Source organism: Candidatus Burkholderia verschuerenii (genome assembly GCF_001189365.1).
Classification (GTDB): Bacteria; Pseudomonadota; Gammaproteobacteria; order Burkholderiales; family Burkholderiaceae; genus Caballeronia; species Caballeronia verschuerenii.
Genome location: NZ_LFJJ01000041.1, coordinates 16720 through 33098 on the forward strand (window position 1 = coordinate 16720; position 16379 = coordinate 33098).

The following is a 16379-nucleotide window of genomic DNA, read 5'->3' on the forward strand; positions in this document are numbered from 1 at the left end:
TGGCGGCTTGCACCCTTCCGCAATAATTCATCCCATCGGAAAGCGGCTTTGGCCGTTCCCCCTGGATCACGCGGTAGCAAGCATCGGAGCGAAGGCAGGTGTCAGAAGAAAGCGATCTCGAAAAAACCGAATCAGCCACTCCCAAGCGCCTGCAAAAGGCGCGGGAGCAAGGTCAGATTCCCCATTCGCGCGAGCTGGTCTCGTTCGCGCTGCTGGCGGCGGGTTTTTTTGGCGTCTACGGCATGTCGGGCTCGATCTACGGCCATATGCAGTCGATTCTGCGCGGCGCGTTCACCTTCGATCGCGTGACCCTGCTCGACACGCATCAGATGATGATCGGCGCGGCCAACGCCAGCAAGGAAGGGCTGCTCGCGATCATGCCCGTCTTCGCGATGACCGCCTTCGCGTCGCTCGCCGCGCCGATGGCGCTCGGCGGCTTTCTGCTCACGACCGAGCCGCTCGCGCCGAACTTCAACCGTCTCAATCCGATCACCGGCCTCGGCCGGATCTTTTCGATGCAGGGCCCGGTCCAGCTCGGCATGTCGCTGCTGAAGACCATCGTGGTCAGCGGGATTGCGGGCTTCACGGTGTGGAAGCATCGCTCGGAAACGCTCGATCTGCTGACCAAGCCGCTGCCGCTCGCGCTCGCCGATGCCATGCATCTGATCGCGCTGACCTGCGGCATGGCGATCGCCGGCCTGTTTCTGGTCGCGGCCGCCGACGTGCCGTATCAGATGTATGCGCATGCCAAGAAGCTGCGCATGACGAAGGAAGAAGTGAAGCAGGAACACAAGGAAAACGACGGCGATCCGCACATCAAGGCGAAGATCCGTTCGCAGCAACGCGCCGCCTCCCGCCGCCGCATGATGCAGCAGGTGCCGACCGCCGACGTGATCGTGACCAACCCGACGCACTTCGCCGTGGCGCTCAAGTACACCGACGGCGAAATGCGCGCGCCGAGGGTCGTCGCCAATGGCGTCGATCTGGTCGCGGCGCGCATCCGCGAACTCGGCCGCGAAGCCAATGTGCCGCTGCTCGAAGCGCCGCCGCTGGCGCGCGCGCTGTATCACAACGTCGAACTGAACCGGGAAATTCCGGGCGCGCTGTACGGCGCGGTCGCCCAGGTGCTGGCGTGGGTGTATCAGCTCAAGCGCTACAAGGAAGACGGCGGCGACAAGCCGGACGATCCGACCGATCTCGACGTACCGAAAGAACTCGACAAAGGCATGGTGTCCGATGCCGACGCCGATCAGGAAGCCGCAGACGCCCTGATGGATGACGACAACACTACGAATGGAGCCGCAGCATGAACGCGCGCGCAGGATTTTTCGCTAAACGCCCCGACGCGCTGGGCACGCAGAACCTTCGGGCGATGGCCGGCCCGATCCTGATCTGCATGATCTTGGGCATGATGATTCTGCCCTTGCCGGCGTTCCTGCTGGACTTGCTGTTCACATTCAATATCGCGCTCTCGGTGATGGTGCTGCTCGTCAGCATGTACACCCAGAAGCCGCTCGATTTCGCGGCCTTCCCGAGTGTGCTGCTGTTCTCCACGCTGCTGCGTCTGTCGCTGAACGTGGCGTCGACGCGTATCGTGCTGTTGCAGGGCCACACGGGTCCGGACGCGGCGGGTCAGGTGATTGAATCGTTCGGCCACTTCCTTGTCGGCGGCAACTTCGCGGTCGGTATCGTCGTGTTCGTGATTCTGATGATCATCAACTTCATGGTGATCACGAAAGGCGCGGGACGTATCGCGGAAGTCGGCGCGCGCTTCACGCTCGACGCGATGCCCGGCAAGCAGATGGCGATCGACGCCGATTTGAACGCGGGCCTCATCAACGAAGAGATGGCGAAGAAGCGCCGTCAGGCGGTCGCGCAGGAATCCGAGTTCTACGGTTCGATGGACGGTGCATCGAAGTTCGTGCGCGGCGACGCGATCGCGGGCCTCCTGATCATGGTGATCAACATCGTCGGCGGGCTGATCGTCGGCATGGTGCAGCACGACATGGACTTCGGCCACGCGGCGACCAACTACACGCTGCTGACCATCGGTGACGGCCTCGTCGCGCAGATTCCGTCGCTCATTATTTCGACGGCGGCGGGCGTGATCGTATCGCGCGTCGCGACCGAGGAAGACATCGGCACGCAGCTGACCGGCCAGTTGTTCCAGAACCCGCGCGTGCTGATGATCACGGGCGTGATCATCAGCGTGATGGGTCTGATTCCGGGCATGCCGCACTTCGCGTTCGGTCTGCTCGGCGGCGGTCTGATCTACGCCGCACGCACGATGAACAAGCGTGCCGAAGCGAAGAAGAAGGTGAGCTCGGTGACGGATATCGCGCCGGCCGCGGTGACGCCGGTCGAGAACGCCGAAGCAAGCTGGGAAGACGTGTCGCTGATCGATCCGCTCGGCCTCGAAGTGGGTTATCGCCTGATTCCGCTGGTCGACCGCAACTCGGACGGCGAACTGCTGAAGCGCATCAAGGGCATTCGCAAGAAGTTCGCGCAGGAAATCGGCTTCCTGCCGCCGGTGATACATATCCGCGACAACCTGGAATTGCGTCCGAATGGCTATCGCATCGCGCTGAAGGGCGTGGAAGTCGGTTCGGGCGAAGTGTTCCCGGGACAATGGCTCGCGATCAATCCGGGTCAGGTGTCGGCCGCGCTGCCCGGCCCGCAGACGACCGATCCGGCGTTCGGCTTGCCGGCGGTGTGGATCGATACCAACATGCGCGAACAGGCGCAGGTCTACGGCTACACGGTCGTCGATGCAAGCACGGTGGTGGCGACGCATTTGAACCACCTCGTCGTGACGCACGCGGCGGAACTGCTCGGCCGTCAGGAAGTGCAGGCGCTGCTGGAGCGGATCGGCAAGGACACGCCGTCGCTCACGGAAGACCTCGTGCCGAAGACCATTTCGCTCACGACGCTGCAAAAGGTGTTGCAGAACCTGCTCGACGAAAGCGTGCCGATCCGCGACATGCGCACGATTCTCGACGCGGTGCAGGAACACGCGCCGCGCATTTCGGATGCGTACGAACTCACCGCCGCGGTGCGTCTCTCGCTCGGCCGCGCGATCTCGCAGCAATGGTTCCCGGGCAACGACGATCTTCAGGTGATGGGCCTCGACCCGCAACTGGAGCGCGTGCTGTCGCAGGCGCTGTCGACGGGCGCGAATCCGGGTCTGGAGCCGGGCCTCGCGCAGACGCTGATGAATTCGACGCAGAACGCCATCATGCGTCAACAGACGATGGGCTTGCCGCCGGTGCTGCTGGTGCAGCATTCGCTGCGCGCGATGCTGGCGCGCTTCCTGCGCCGGAGCTTGCCGCAGCTGAAGGTGCTGTCGTATGCGGAAGTGCCGGATACGCGGAATGTGCGAGTGGTGAATTTGATTGGGGCGTGATGGGCGCCCAGATCGTCCTCAACACTCCACAATATTCACCGCCAACCCACCACGCGACGTTTCCTTATACTTGGTCTTCATATCCGCGCCCGTCTCGCGCATCGTCTTGATCACGGAATCCAGCGATACGTAATGCGAACCGTCGCCGCGCATCGCCATGCGGGCGGCGTTGACGGCTTTCACCGATCCCATCGCGTTACGTTCGATGCACGGAATCTGCACCATGCCGCCGACCGGATCGCAGGTCAGCCCCAGGTTGTGCTCCATGCCGATTTCGGCTGCATTCTCGACTTGCGCGGGCGTGCCGCCCAACACCGCAGCCAAACCGCCAGCCGCCATCGAACACGCCACCCCGACTTCGCCCTGACAGCCCACTTCCGCGCCGGAAATCGACGCGTTCATCTTGTACAGAATGCCGATGGCCGCCGCCGTCAGCAGAAAATCGATCACGCCTTGCTGGTTCGATCCCGGCACGAAGCGGTCGTAGTAATGCAGCACCGCCGGAATGATGCCCGCCGCGCCATTCGTCGGCGCCGTCACCACGCGTCTGCCGATGGCGTTCTCCTCGTTCACCGCGATCGCGTAGAGGTTGATCCAGTCGATCATCGACAAGGGATCGCGCAGCGCCTGCTCCGGCTTGCTCGCGAGCGCCTTGTACAGCACCGGCGCGCGACGCTTCACCTGAAACGGCCCTGGCAGATGCCCTTCCGCTTCCGGATTGTCGATGCCGCATCCGCGCGCGACGCAATCCTGCATCACGTCCCAAATGCGCATCAGGCCCGCGCGAATCTCGTCGTCGCTGCGCCAGACGCGCTCGTTGTCCCACATCAGTTGCGCGATCGACTTGCCCGATTCCGCGCACATCTTCATCAGTTCGTCGCCAGTTTGAAACGGATACGGCAACTGCTCGTGCGCCGTCAACACCGCCGTATTCGCCGCGCCCGCCGTCACGACGAAACCGCCGCCGACCGACAGATACGTCGCGTCGCGCAACACCGCGGCGTTCGCATCGAAGGCGAACAGCTTCATGCCGTTCGGATGCTCCGGCAGCGCCTGCCGATAAAACGCGATGTTTTCCTTGATCGTGAACGGCAGCTTGTGCGTGCCGAGCAGCGCCAGCGTCTTCGAGGTGCGCACCGCTTCGAGGCGCGGCACGATGGTGGTGGCATCGACGGTATCGGGCGCGTCGCCCATCAGGCCGAGCATCACGCCGCGATCGGTGCCGTGGCCCTTGCCGGTCGCGCCGAGCGAGCCATACAACTCGCATTTCACCGATGCCGTCGCATCCAGCAATCCGTCGCGTTCGAGTCCTTGCGCGAACATCAGCGCGGCGCGCATCGGGCCGACCGTGTGCGAGCTGGAAGGTCCGATGCCGATCTTGAAGAGGTCGAATACGCTGACTGCCATGACTGCTCCTGCGTGTGAAATTAACGCGCCGGCAGCGGCAGACACACCGCGAGCCAGGCGGGCGGCGTCGGCGCGAGCCGCAGCGCCACCGGCGCGTAGCGGCCGTCGAGACGCGCCGCCAGATGAAAGAGTTCCGCCGCGTTCTTCGGATCCCACGCGCCGGAATAACCGGGCAAGCCGGCTTCGCGACGCTTGGCATCGAACGGAACGGACGAGCGCACGAATTCCTCGTGCGTACGCGTGCCGAGCGCATACGGCGTCAGCCAGTTGAGCGCCACGGCCAAAGTCGCGCCCGACTGCGCGCGCTCCGGCAGCCAGTTGCGGTTATGCCGCCGCGCCGCCAGCGCCGCCGTCACCAGCGGCTGAAGGTCGTAGGTGACGTAACGCAGTGCATCGTGTTCGGCGAAATCCACGGTCGAGCCGTCCGGCGCGATGTTGTCGCCGATATGCTCGACGAACAGCCGCTGCGCGGCGTTGATCAGCTTGCGATCGTCGGTGGTGAACGCGCCCATCGCGACCAGCTTCACGCGATGACTCTGCCAGTTGTTGCGATACGTGCCGGTCAGCGGACGCGGCTGCTTGTCGATATCCGCGATATAACCCGTCACCATCTTCGTGATGAACGCGTTGGCGGCGTTGCGCGTCTTGACTGGCAGCGCGCTTGCGGTCATGTCGTACGCGAGGATCAGCGATTCGAAATTCGTCTCGTCGATCGGATTGAAGCTCGGCTGATACGTCGTCGTCCACGCGAACAGGAAGCGGTCGACCAGCCGCAGATAACGCTCGTCGCCGGTGGCGCGCCACGCAAGCGCGGCATCGCGCATCAGATCGAGATCCTTTTCCGCTTCGACGCTCTGATCGTAGATGCCCTGATGCGGCAGCGTCCCTTCGGTATGCAGATGCGCGAGCGGTTTCGGCTGATCGTTGACGCGCGACTGCACCAGTTTCACGAGCGCCTTCACGCCGGAATCGGCATTGGTGCGCTCGCTGGATTGCATCGCGGGCGCGGCGCAGAAATTCATCGCCGCGTGCGCCGTGGGCGCGACAAGCGTCAGCGCGGAAAGCACGGCCAGTATCGCGCGCGTCCTGGAACGGCTCTCATTCACCACTCGCACCTTCGGCGCCATGCGAACTCCTTGATTGGCTTTGGTCCGGGGTGTGATGTTAGCCGTTCTGGCGCGCGCCGCCAAAGCCGCCCGACAATGCTTTACGCTTTTGCGGGCATCGGCGGGCGGCTTGCCTGTCTTACTCCGTGTATTCCGAAATCGGCACGCACGAGCACATCAGGTTGCGGTCGCCGTACGCGTTGTCCGCGCGGCCGACCGGCGACCAGTACTTGCGCGTGACGAGCGACTTGAGCGGATACGCCGCCGCCTCGCGCGTGTACTTGTGCGACCAGCCGTCCGACGTGACGACCGCCGCCGTGTGCGGCGCGTGCTTCAACACGTTGTCCTCGCGATCGGCGCGGCCGTCTTCCACCGCGCGAATTTCTTCGCGGATGGCGATCATCGCGTCGATGAAGCGGTCGAGCTCTTCCTTCGATTCCGATTCGGTCGGCTCGACCATCAGCGTGCCCGGCACCGGGAAGCTCATCGTCGGCGCGTGGAAGCCGTAGTCGATCAGGCGCTTGGCCACGTCTTCCACCGAAATGCCGCTGGTTTCCTTGATCGGGCGCACATCGAGAATGCACTCGTGCGCGACCAGTCCGCCCGCGCCGCTGTACAGCACCGGATAGTGCGGCGCGAGTCGCTTGGCGACATAGTTCGCGGCGAGGATCGCGTTTTCGGTGGCGGCGGTGAGGCCTTGCGCGCCCATCATCGCGATATACATCCACGAAATCGGCAGAATCGCGGCCGAGCCGTACGGCGCCGACGATACCGCGCCGATGCCCGCGCCATCACGCGTATAACCCGTCGACGTCTGGTTCGGTAGGAACTTCGCCAGATGCGCGCCGACCGCGACCGGACCGACGCCCGGTCCGCCGCCGCCGTGCGGAATGCAGAACGTCTTGTGCAGATTCAGGTGCGAAACATCGCTGCCGAACTGGCCCGGCGCGCAGAGGCCGACCATCGCGTTCATGTTCGCGCCGTCGACGTACACCTGACCGCCGTGCTGTTGCACGATGTCGCAAATCTCGCGCACGTTGACTTCGAACACGCCGTGCGTCGACGGATACGTGATCATGATCGCCGCGAGATTCGTCGAATGCTTCTCGGCCTTCGCCTTCAGATCGTCGATATCGACGTTGCCGTTCGCATCGCACGCGACGACGACGACCTGCATCCCCGCCATCTGCGCCGACGCCGAATTCGTGCCGTGCGCGGACGCCGGAATCAGACACACATTGCGATGCCCTTCGCCACGCGACTCGTGATACGCGTGGATGATCAGCAGGCCCGCGTACTCGCCCTGCGATCCGGCGTTCGGCTGCAGCGACACCGCCGCGTAGCCCGTGCACGCGACCAGCATCTGTTCGAGCTGATCGATCATCGTGCGATAACCGACCGTTTGCTCGGCGGGCGCGAACGGATGGATCTGCGCGAACTCGGGCCACGTCACCGGCAGCATTTCGGAGGTCGCGTTGAGCTTCATCGTGCAGGAGCCGAGCGGGATCATCGTGCGATCGAGCGCGAGGTCCTTGTCCGCGAGACTGCGCAGATAGCGCAGCATTTCGGTCTCGGAATGGTGACGATTGAAGATCGGATGCGTCAGATATTCGCTCGTGCGATGCAGGTCCGCCGGCAGCGAATCCGAAGCGGATTGATCGAGCGCGTCGATATCGAAGGTTTCGGTCTTGCCCGCGACTTCCGCGAACAGCGCGAACAGCTTGAGCAGATCGTCGCGCGTGGTGGTTTCATCCACCGATACGCCCACTTGCGTCGCGCTCACGCGGCGCAGATTGATATGCGCGGCGAACGCGGCCTGGTGCAGCGCGTTGGTGTTCGCGCCGCTGTCGATGGTGACGGTATCGAAGAACGTGTCGTTGGCGAGCGCGTAGCCGAGCTTCTTCACGCCTGCCGCGAAGATCGACGCCACGCGATTCACGCGCAATGCGATTGTCTTCAAACCTTGCGGACCGTGATACACCGCGTACATGCTCACCATGATCGCGAGCAGCGCCTGCGCCGTGCAGACGTTCGACGTCGCCTTTTCGCGGCGAATATGCTGTTCGCGCGTTTGCAGCGCGAGACGCAGCGCGTTGTTGCCTTGCGCATCGACGGTCACGCCGACGAGACGGCCCGGCATCTGACGCTTGAATTCGTCGCGCACGGCCATGTACGCCGCGTGCGGACCGCCGAAGCCGACCGGCACGCCGAAACGCTGCGTATTGCCGATGGCCACGTCCGCGCCCCATTCGCCCGGCGGCGTGATGAGCGTCAGCGCCAGCAGATCCGCCGCCGCGACGACGTGACCGCCCGCCGCGTGAATCTTCTCCGCGAGTTCGCGATAGTCGCGCACATCGCCGTTCGCGCCCGGATATTGCAGCAGCACGCCGTATGCGTTGGCGCTCGCGGCATCGGCTGCGGGGCCGACCTTCACTTCGATGCCCGCCGGTTTCGCGCGCATCTTCACCACTTCGATGGTTTGCGGCAGCACGTCGTCGGCGACGTAGAACACGTTCGACTTCGGCTTGCCGACGCGTTGCAAGAGCGTCATCGCTTCGGCGGCCGCGGTGGCTTCGTCGAGCAGCGATGCGTTCGACATCGCGAGGCCGGTCAGGTCGGTCACCATCTTCTGGAAATTCAGCAGCGCTTCCAGACGCCCTTGCGAAATCTCCGGCTGATACGGCGTGTAAGCCGTGTACCACGCCGGATTTTCCAGCACGTTGCGCAGGATCACGGCCGGCGCGTGCGTGCCGTAATAACCCTGGCCGATATAGGTTCGAAACACCAGATTTTCGTCCGCCAGCTTGCGCAGCGACGCGAGCGCTTCAGCTTCGCTCTTCGGCTGCGTGAACGCGCCGAGCGGCAGCGCTTCCTTGCGGCGGATCGATTCGGGAATCACCGCGTCGATGAAGGCCGCGCGCGTTGCAAAGCCGAGCGCGTCGAGCATGGCGCGCTGGTCTGCATCGTCGGGGCCGATGTGCCGGCCGGCGAATGCATCGTGGCATTCGAGCGCGGCGAGGGACAGAGAGGTGCGGTTCATCAGACGATCCGGGTGTTCGAGCTTCATGAGAATTCCTGCGAACGGCGGCGTCCAGCGCGGGATGCCGCCTTCGTCGAGTAGAAAGTTATTCGCCGATCGACTTGCCGTAACCGGCGGCATCGAGCAGCTTGTCCATGCCGTCGTTGCTCGACGGCTTGATCTTGAACAGCCAGCTTTCGTACGGCGCGCCGTTCACCTGATCCGGCGACGACGTCAGCGCATCGTTCGCTTCGATGACTTCGCCCGAGACCGGCGCGTAGATATCGGAGGCGGCCTTCACCGATTCGATGACGGCGATCGCATCGCCCGCCGCGACGGCCTTGCCCGCTGCCGGCAGTTCGACGAAGACGATATCGCCGAGCGCTTCCTGCGCGTGATCGGTGATGCCGATGGTCAATGTACCGTCGGCTTCGGTGCGGACCCATTCGTGCGATTCGGTGTATTTCAGATCGGCCGGGATGCTCATTGGATGCTCCTTGCGTGATGCGTTCGTGAGTTGCTTGATCGGAGGAACGCGCGCTCAGGCGAGGTCGACGAGAACCTTGCCGTTGCGCACGAACGGAAGTTTTACCACGCGCGCGGGAAGCTGTTTGTCGCGGATGACGACCTGCACGGAATCGCCCGCCGCGACCGCTGTCGGCACGCGCGCGAAGGCGATGGATTCCTGCATCGACGGGGAAAACGTGCCGCTGGTGACCTCGCCGTCGCCGTGTTCGGTGACGACTTTCTGATGCGCGCGCAGCACGCCGCCGGCCTTGCCGTTTTCCTTGATCAGCACGAGCCCGACGAAGTTCGCCTGCGAGCCGTTCGCCTCCAGCGCCGAGCGTCCGACGAAATCGCGCGGCGTTTTCAGATCGACGGTCCACGCGAGACCCGCGTCGAGCGGCGAGACGGTTTCGTCCATGTCCTGACCGTAGAGGTTCATGCCGGCTTCGAGCCGCAGCGTATCGCGCGCGCCGAGTCCGGCGGGCTTCACGCCTGCATCGCGCAATGCGTTCCACAGCGCTTCGACGTGCGTCGCCGGAACGACGATTTCGAAACCGTCCTCGCCCGTATAGCCGGTGCGCGCGAGCATCACTTCGCCGAACGGGGAATCGGGGAACGTGACGGCGTTGAACGGCTTGATGTCCTGCGTCTGTGCGCGCGTGTCCGGCAGCACTTGCCAGACTTTTTCGCGCGCATTCGGCCCTTGCACGGCGATGATGCCGAGGTCGCCGCGCGGCGTGATGGAAAGATTGAATTCGCCCTGCGCGTTCAGCTGGCCGAACCACGCGATGTCCTTGTCCGCCGTGCCCGCGTTGACGACCACGCGGAAGCTCGTTTCGGAGAAGAAGTAGACGATCAGATCGTCGATGACGCCGCCGTCGCTCTGCAGCATGCACGAATAGAGCGCCTTGCCCGGCACGGTCAGCTTGTCGACGTTATTGGCGATGGCGCGGCGGAAGAACTGGCGCACCGCTTCGCCCTCGAAATCGACGACGCGCATGTGCGAGACGTCGAACATGCCGGCATCGGTGCGCACCGCGCGATGTTCGTCGATCTGCGAACCGTAGTTGACGGGCATGTCCCAGCCGCCGAAATCGACCATGCGCGCATTGAGCGCGAGGTGGGCGGCGTGCAGGGGCGTGTGTTGAAGTTCGGTCATCGGGGCCTCGGTTCGCGAAACAAAAAAGGCTACGCGGCGCTTTCACGCTGCGAAATGCGCCTGCGTGCCGTCGATACGGCGCGCAAGGCTCATACCGCGAGCGGATGCGATGCGTGACCCCTCTGTCCTCGGTACCTGAGAGATTGCGCGAACCGTGATCGATCACGATTCATCGCGCGCCCCTTCGGTGGGCAACTGATCTTCGGAAGAAAACCGCTGCCGCTCTCCAGAGTTCGGGAAATTGCTTCCCGACGCGTTCGGTCCTTTTGCCTGAGAGTTTGCGGGTATGCCCCTTCGGCGGCGTGGCTTGCGCGGCTTTGCACACTGCAAAACGGCGTCCACGCGCTCTCCCGACGCGTGCGGCAGAATTTACGCGACCGAATTTGGGTTGTCAAACGGATTCGGGCGGGGGGCGGTGATGTGGCCCGCACGCTCAGGATGGCGAATGCGCGCCGGTCTTCACGTGCGCCAGAAACGCGTCCGCCGCCGGGATGAACGCGATGACGTCCGCGACGACCTCGGTCGCGTATTTCCGGGGAAATGGCTTCGTCAAGTGATAGTCGGCATCGATTTCGTCACCGGCAACGAACCGCCGATGCTGCTCGCCGCCGGCACCGCCGATACCGACGTCGATCCGGTCAACAGCACGCAATTCGCCGATGCGCTGCGCGCGAAAGGCGATCGCGTCGAACTGAAACGCTACGAAGGATTGGGCCACGACAGCCTGATCCAGGCATTTTCGACGTCTCAACGCGACACTTCGCCGGTCGTCGCCGACGTGCTCGCCTTCATCGACGCCCAGACAGCCGCGCATTGACGCCGCAATTGAGCCTGCAAATCGGTGAAAGCCCCGAGCTTACGGCGTTGCGCTGCAGCATGCCTTCTTCCTGACGCCCTCATATACTGGTCTTACGGATACCCGTAATCACAATCAAAAAAGCAGGAGGGCATCATGGTTTCCCACATGAATGTCGCGCTGATCGCGTTTGTCGTACTGTCCGCCGTGCTGATAGGGGTGTTGGCACTGTCGATGCATCGCCGCCACAGATTTTCACCGAATCTCATCGGCGCGTTGATGTGCTTCGTCCTGCTGGAGGCGATTCCAGCGCTCATCTGACGCCGACGCGCTCGCCTTTGCCCTCGCCCGCCAGAAAATCGTCGACGCTCGGAAAGCGCAGCGCGTAACGCAGCTCGCGCTTGAGCCGCGCGTTGTCGAGCCGGCGCGACTCGCGCATGAACGAAAGCGTCACCGGTTCGAGGCATCGTTGCGCTTCGTCGCGTGAAATGCGCGGCACGCGCGCGCGGCCATAAGCATCGGCGATGCGGTCGAAATAATCTCCCATGCGCAGATCGGTATCGTCCGACGCGTTGAACACGCGTTGCGGCTTGCCGCGCTCGAGCGCCCGCAGCAGGATCGCGGCGAGATCGTCGGCGTGGATGTGATTCGTGTAGACGTCGTCGCTTTGCAAGAGCGCGGGCATTTGTTTGTCGATGCGCGCGAGCGGCAGACGATCGCCCGCGTAAATGCCCGGAATCCGCACGATCGACACGCGCCAGCCGCTGCCCGCGCCCGCCGCCCGCATTTGCGTTTCCGCCGATACGCGTCGCCGCGCGCGCTCGTTTTCCGGGCGCACCGGCCGTGTCTCGTCGACGAACGCGCCGCCGCAATCGCCGTAGACGCCCGTCGTGCTGGCATAGACGAAGCGCAAACCGGGGCGAAAGCTTTCCGCGCGCAAGCTGGTCGAGAAAGGCCCGTCGGATACAATGAAAGACGTTCTGGCGAACGCGCCCGGGCGCTGTCCGGGCCGACGCAACGGTGCACGCGCTGCATGCCGTAACGCGTGGCGCAAAGGCAGATCGGCGGCGTGCATGTAACCGCGCGCGCGACGCTGTCGCATGACCGGCGCAAGCGCCGGCCGGGCGATCGAACGGCGCGGTGCGCGCAGGGTCGCGAGCAAGGCGCGCGTGCGCGTGTCGGCGAGTCCGTCGCGCGGCGGCGGCGCGAGATGCAGCACGGTTTGCGCGACGCCCGCGAGACGTCGCAGGCTCGCGCGGGCATCGAGGTCGCCGGAGAGAGGCAGCGCGCCCGCCGCGCGCAGTTGCGCGGCCCGCTCCGGATGATGCGTGAGCGCGATCACGCGCGGCTTCGCGGCCCGCGATTGCAGGAGCGGCAGTGCGCGCATGCCGACATCGCCGCATCCGACGATCAGCACGCGCGCGCGGCGCAGGGTTCGAGTAGCGATCATCCGGGCATTCTATCCGCCGCTCGATTCACGCGTGCATCGCAGTAGAGACCAATCCACACATCGCAAGAAGAAATCGATCTATGGCTTTCAATGTCACGCTCCGGCAAAGCGACCGGCAGTTTCAAGTGGAACCGGACGAACCGGTTCTGACCGCGGCGCTGCGTCAGGGCATCGGCCTGCCGTACGGCTGCAAGAACGGCGCGTGCGGTTCGTGCAAGGGCGCCGTCGTCGAGGGCGAAATCGAACAGGCGCCGCATTCGTCGTCCGCTTTGTCGAACGATGAAAAAACCCGCGGCATGGCCCTCTTCTGCTGCGCGACCGCCCAGACGGATCTCACCATCGACGTGCGCGAAGTCGCGGGCGTCGGCGACGTGCAGGTCAAGAAGCTGCCGTGCCGCGTCAACGCGCTGGAGCGCAAAGCGGACGATGTGGTCGAGCTCAAGCTGCAACTGCCCGCCAACGAGCGACTGCAATATCTCGCGGGACAGTACATCGAGTTCATCCTGAAGGACGGCAAGCGCCGCAGCTATTCGATGGCGAGCCCGCCGCATCACGAAGGTCCGGTCGAGCTGCATATCTGCCATATGCCGGGCGGCACGTTCACGGATCACGTGTTCAACAACATGACGGAGCGCGACATCCTGCGCTTCGAAGGGCCGCTGGGCACCTTCTTCCTGCGCGAAGATTCCGACAAGCCGATCGTGCTGCTCGCGTCGGGCACGGGCTTCGCGCCGATCAAGGCGATCATCGAGCATGCGGTGTTCAAGAACCTGAACCGCCCGATGACGCTCTACTGGGGCCGCCGCCGCAAGCGCGATCTGTACATGATGGAACTGGCCGAGCAATGGGCGCGCGAGGTGCCGAACTTCACCTTCGTGCCGGTGCTCTCCGAGCCGGACGCCGGCGACGCGTGGACGGGCCGCACGGGCTTCGTTCATCGCGCTGTCATCGATGATCTGCCAGACTTGAGCGGATATCAGGTGTACGCGTGCGGCGCGCCGGTGATGGTGGAATCCGCGCAGCGCGATTTCACGCAGCATCATCGCCTGCCGGAAGACGAGTTTTATGCCGATTCCTTCACCAGCGCGGCGGATCTGGCGCATCCGGTCTGATGTTGCCGATGTTGCATCGATCATGCAGGCGGACAAAAAATCCGCATGCATGGTTTACAAGCAGGAACCACATAACGTATTCTTCGCGAATGAACCAGATCCTGAACGCACTTCGACGTCGCCGCTCACCGCTTCCCTAGGGATGCCGCTGGCTCGTCATGCATTCGCGTTCACGGTTCGGTAATACTTGAGCGCACGAAATGAAGCCACGGACATTCCGTGGCTTTTGTTTTTTCCGCACCACTTTCCTCTTTTGCCCTGTGGAGCCCGCTGTCATGAATCTCGATGAGTTTCCCGTTGATTCGCTGATGTACATTACGAACCGTCCCGATATCGTGTTCACGCACGGCAAGGGTTCCTGGCTCTACGACAACACGGGCAAGCGCTATCTCGACTTCATCCAGGGCTGGGCGGTGAATTCGCTCGGTCACTGCAACGAAGGCATGATCGAAGCGCTCGACAAACAGGCGCGCACGCTGATCAATCCGTCGCCGGCGTACTACAACGGCCCGATGGCGCAACTCGCGGGTCTGCTCACGGCGAACTCGTGCTTCGACAAGGTGTTCTTCGCCAATAGCGGCGCGGAAGCGAACGAAGGCGCGATCAAGCTCGCGCGCAAGTGGGGCAAGAAGTTCAAGGGCGGCGCGTACGAGATCATCACCTTCGATCACAGCTTCCACGGCCGCACGATCGCGACGATGTCCGCGAGCGGCAAGCCCGGCTGGGACACGATCTACGTGCCGCAGGTGCCGGGTTTCCCGAAGGCCGATCTGAACGATATCGCGTCGGTCGAGAAGCTCATCACGGACAAGACGGTCGGCGTGATGCTCGAGCCGATTCAGGGCGAAGGCGGCGTGATTCCGGCGACGCGCGAATTCATGCAGCAGCTTCGGGAACTGACGAAGAAGCACAACCTCCTTTTCATCGTCGATGAAGTGCAGAGCGGTTGCGGCCGCGCGGGCACGCTGTTCGCGTACGAGCTGTCGGGCATCGAGCCGGACATCATGACGCTGGGCAAGGGCATCGGCGGCGGCGTGCCGCTGGCGGCGTTGTTGTCGAAGGCGGATGTCGCCGTGTTCGAAGCGGGCGATCAGGGCGGCACGTACAACGGCAATCCGCTGATGTCGGCGGTCGGTTATTCGGTGATTTCGCAACTCGTCGCGCCGGGCTTCCTCGAAAGCGTGCGCGAGAAAGGCGAGTATCTGAAGCAGGAGTTGCTGAAGCTGTCGGCGGAGCGCGGCTTCAAGGGCGAGCGTGGCGAAGGTCTGCTGCGCGCGCTGCTGCTCGATAGCGACAAGGGTCCGCAGATCGTCGAAAAGGCGCGTCTGATGCAACCGGACGGTTTGCTGCTGAACGCGGCGCGTTCGAATCTGCTGCGCTTCATGCCGGCGCTGAACGTGACGAAAGAAGAGATCGATCAGATGATGACGATGCTGCGTTCGGTGCTCGATTCGCTGTGATCATCCGTGTATTCGACGTGCGCGATCGCGAGGCCGTGATTGCGCTGTGGCGCGACGTGTTTCCCGAATACGCGGATGCGTCGCGGCCGCAGCGATCGCCTGAATTGTCGATCGACAATAAGCTTCGGACTCAGCCTGAGTTGTTCTTTGTCGGTGTCGTGGATGGGGTTGTGGTTGGCACCGTGATGGCTGGGTATGACGGGCATCGGGGATGGGTTTATTCGCTTGCCGTTACGCCGGGTTTGCGGGGGCGCGGGCTTGGGCGGGCTTTGATGCTTCATGCTGAAGGAGCTTTGGGTGCGCTCGGGTGTCCTAAGGTTAATTTGCAGATTCTTGGTTTTAAGACTGAGCTTAGTGGGTTTTATGAGGCGTTGGGGTATCGGGTGGATGAGGTTGTTAGTCTTGGCAAGCGGCTTTAGGGGGTTTTTGTTTGTCGTGCTTTTTTATTCAGTAACCGCCTCCCCGGCGGAGGGGTCACTTTCTTTGCGGCGGCAAAGAAAGTGACCAAAGAAAGCCGCTTGGCCGATCCTAAGCACCTTCTTGAGCTGCCCCGGCACAGGATTAGAGACTTGGCACAGCAGTAGCGAGTGCTCTCACTGTGTTTTTGGGCGCTGGTTCCCATGCGATCAGCGCTTTCTCGCCTACCTCGGTAACGGTTCCCTTCGGCTTACTCCGGCCTCGCTGCGCGGCCGGTTTAGGTACGTATGAGCAACCGGCAGGTGTTCAGCGAAACGACCTCGAATGCCTCGTCGGTTTATTCGTTATTCGGCCCTACCTTGGTTGGCGCTTCGATGCTGTTGATTGATATCGCTAATCTGCGGCAGCCGATCTCTTAGTTGTGTGCGTCAAGTTGTGCAGAAATCGGATGCCGGTGGTTTCAGTTGATCCTTCTGTGCGACGTGCGGCGCGAAGGGCGTAGCCCGCAGCGCCGAACGCCGCGCGGCCGCTATGCAGCAGCGC

At 63.4% G+C, this 16379-nt stretch carries 13 protein-coding genes and 2 riboswitches; of the genes, 7 read left to right on the top strand and 6 right to left on the bottom strand.

The window, feature by feature from the left end:
* Nucleotides 1-98 precede the first annotated feature (98 nt).
* Together flhB and flhA are read left to right on the top strand one after the other, a co-directional pair.
* Nucleotides 99-1310: a flagellar biosynthesis protein FlhB gene (flhB, locus tag BVER_RS10280; RefSeq protein WP_050453217.1), complete on the top strand. Its 1212-nt coding sequence runs from the start codon at nucleotides 99-101 to the stop codon at nucleotides 1308-1310.
* On the top strand, nucleotides 1307-3403 hold the full coding sequence (flhA, locus tag BVER_RS10285; protein WP_050453218.1) for a flagellar biosynthesis protein FlhA: 2097 nt from the start codon (nucleotides 1307-1309) through the stop codon (nucleotides 3401-3403). The genes flhB and flhA overlap by 4 nt, the downstream gene beginning before the upstream one ends.
* 18 nt (nucleotides 3404-3421) lie before the next feature.
* On the opposite strand, the gene BVER_RS10290 is transcribed toward flhA, so the two are convergent.
* The 5 genes from BVER_RS10290 to gcvT form a co-directional block, all read right to left on the bottom strand.
* Nucleotides 3422-4810 (bottom strand): L-serine ammonia-lyase, encoded by a 1389-nt coding sequence (locus BVER_RS10290; RefSeq protein WP_050453219.1) that lies wholly within the window; start codon nucleotides 4808-4810, stop codon nucleotides 3422-3424.
* A gap of 20 nt (nucleotides 4811-4830) precedes the next feature.
* On the bottom strand, nucleotides 4831-5832 hold the full coding sequence (locus BVER_RS10295; protein WP_370444224.1) for an alginate lyase family protein: 1002 nt from the start codon (nucleotides 5830-5832) through the stop codon (nucleotides 4831-4833).
* Between the two features lie 223 nt (nucleotides 5833-6055).
* A complete protein-coding gene (gene gcvP, locus BVER_RS10300; protein WP_050453229.1) occupies nucleotides 6056-8983 on the bottom strand; it encodes an aminomethyl-transferring glycine dehydrogenase in 2928 nt (975 codons plus the stop codon).
* 58 nt (nucleotides 8984-9041) lie between these two features.
* The gene (gcvH, locus tag BVER_RS10305; protein ID WP_050453221.1) at nucleotides 9042-9422 is read right to left on the bottom strand and encodes a glycine cleavage system protein GcvH; all 381 of its coding nucleotides are present in this window, start codon (nucleotides 9420-9422) and stop codon (nucleotides 9042-9044) included.
* Nucleotides 9423-9476: 54 nt separating this feature from the next.
* Entirely contained in the window at nucleotides 9477-10601 is a 1125-nt protein-coding gene (gene gcvT, locus BVER_RS10310; RefSeq protein ID WP_050453222.1) for a glycine cleavage system aminomethyltransferase GcvT, read from the bottom strand.
* A gap of 112 nt (nucleotides 10602-10713) precedes the next feature.
* A riboswitch (glycine riboswitch) is annotated at nucleotides 10714-10841 on the bottom strand.
* Nucleotides 10842-10849: 8 nt separating this feature from the next.
* Nucleotides 10850-10963: riboswitch (glycine riboswitch) on the bottom strand.
* A 191-nt stretch (nucleotides 10964-11154) separates the two neighbouring features.
* Between gcvT and BVER_RS10315 the strand changes: the two genes are divergently transcribed.
* Together BVER_RS10315 and BVER_RS32465 are read left to right on the top strand one after the other, a co-directional pair.
* Nucleotides 11155-11418, top strand: coding sequence for an alpha/beta hydrolase (locus BVER_RS10315; protein ID WP_050453223.1), 264 nt, complete (start codon nucleotides 11155-11157; stop codon nucleotides 11416-11418).
* Between the two features lie 135 nt (nucleotides 11419-11553).
* Nucleotides 11554-11718: a hypothetical protein gene (locus BVER_RS32465; RefSeq protein WP_198155213.1), complete on the top strand. Its 165-nt coding sequence runs from the start codon at nucleotides 11554-11556 to the stop codon at nucleotides 11716-11718.
* Here the strand turns inward: BVER_RS32465 and BVER_RS10320 are convergent.
* Nucleotides 11711-12847, bottom strand: a complete 1137-nt coding sequence (locus tag BVER_RS10320; RefSeq protein ID WP_050453224.1) for an NAD-dependent epimerase/dehydratase family protein — start codon at nucleotides 12845-12847, stop codon at nucleotides 11711-11713. The genes BVER_RS32465 and BVER_RS10320 overlap by 8 nt on opposite strands.
* An 80-nt stretch (nucleotides 12848-12927) precedes the next feature.
* Here BVER_RS10320 and BVER_RS10325 point away from each other — a divergent pair, with 80 nt between their 5' ends.
* The 3 genes from BVER_RS10325 to BVER_RS10335 all read left to right on the top strand — a co-directional run bounded on the left by BVER_RS10325 (nucleotide 12928) and on the right by BVER_RS10335 (nucleotide 15838).
* Nucleotides 12928-13959: a CDP-6-deoxy-delta-3,4-glucoseen reductase gene (locus tag BVER_RS10325; RefSeq protein WP_050453225.1), complete on the top strand. Its 1032-nt coding sequence runs from the start codon at nucleotides 12928-12930 to the stop codon at nucleotides 13957-13959.
* 275 nt (nucleotides 13960-14234) lie between these two features.
* Nucleotides 14235-15419, top strand: coding sequence for an acetylornithine transaminase (locus BVER_RS10330; protein ID WP_050453226.1), 1185 nt, complete (start codon nucleotides 14235-14237; stop codon nucleotides 15417-15419).
* The gene (locus BVER_RS10335) at nucleotides 15416-15838 is read left to right on the top strand and encodes a GNAT family acetyltransferase (RefSeq protein ID WP_050453227.1); all 423 of its coding nucleotides are present in this window, start codon (nucleotides 15416-15418) and stop codon (nucleotides 15836-15838) included. Before BVER_RS10330 ends, BVER_RS10335 begins: the two co-directional genes overlap by 4 nt.
* Nucleotides 15839-16379: the final 541 nt, after the last annotated feature.

Bases quoted from the DNA above. Each gene is read 5' to 3' on its own strand.
- flhA (WP_050453218.1), top strand. From the start codon at position 1,307: ATGAACGCGCGCGCAGGATTTTTCGCTAAACGCCCCGACGCGCTGGGC.
- BVER_RS10290 (WP_050453219.1), bottom strand. From the start codon at position 4,810: ATGGCAGTCAGCGTATTCGACCTCTTCAAGATCGGCATCGGACCTTCC.
- BVER_RS10295 (WP_370444224.1), bottom strand. From the start codon at position 5,832: ATGAATTTCTGCGCCGCGCCCGCGATGCAATCCAGCGAGCGCACCAAT.
- gcvP (WP_050453229.1), bottom strand. From the start codon at position 8,983: ATGAAGCTCGAACACCCGGATCGTCTGATGAACCGCACCTCTCTGTCC.
- gcvH (WP_050453221.1), bottom strand. From the start codon at position 9,422: ATGAGCATCCCGGCCGATCTGAAATACACCGAATCGCACGAATGGGTC.
- gcvT (WP_050453222.1), bottom strand. From the start codon at position 10,601: ATGACCGAACTTCAACACACGCCCCTGCACGCCGCCCACCTCGCGCTC.
- BVER_RS32465 (WP_198155213.1), top strand. From the start codon at position 11,554: ATGGTTTCCCACATGAATGTCGCGCTGATCGCGTTTGTCGTACTGTCC.
- BVER_RS10320 (WP_050453224.1), bottom strand. From the start codon at position 12,847: ATGATCGCTACTCGAACCCTGCGCCGCGCGCGCGTGCTGATCGTCGGA.
- BVER_RS10325 (WP_050453225.1), top strand. From the start codon at position 12,928: ATGGCTTTCAATGTCACGCTCCGGCAAAGCGACCGGCAGTTTCAAGTG.
- BVER_RS10330 (WP_050453226.1), top strand. From the start codon at position 14,235: ATGAATCTCGATGAGTTTCCCGTTGATTCGCTGATGTACATTACGAAC.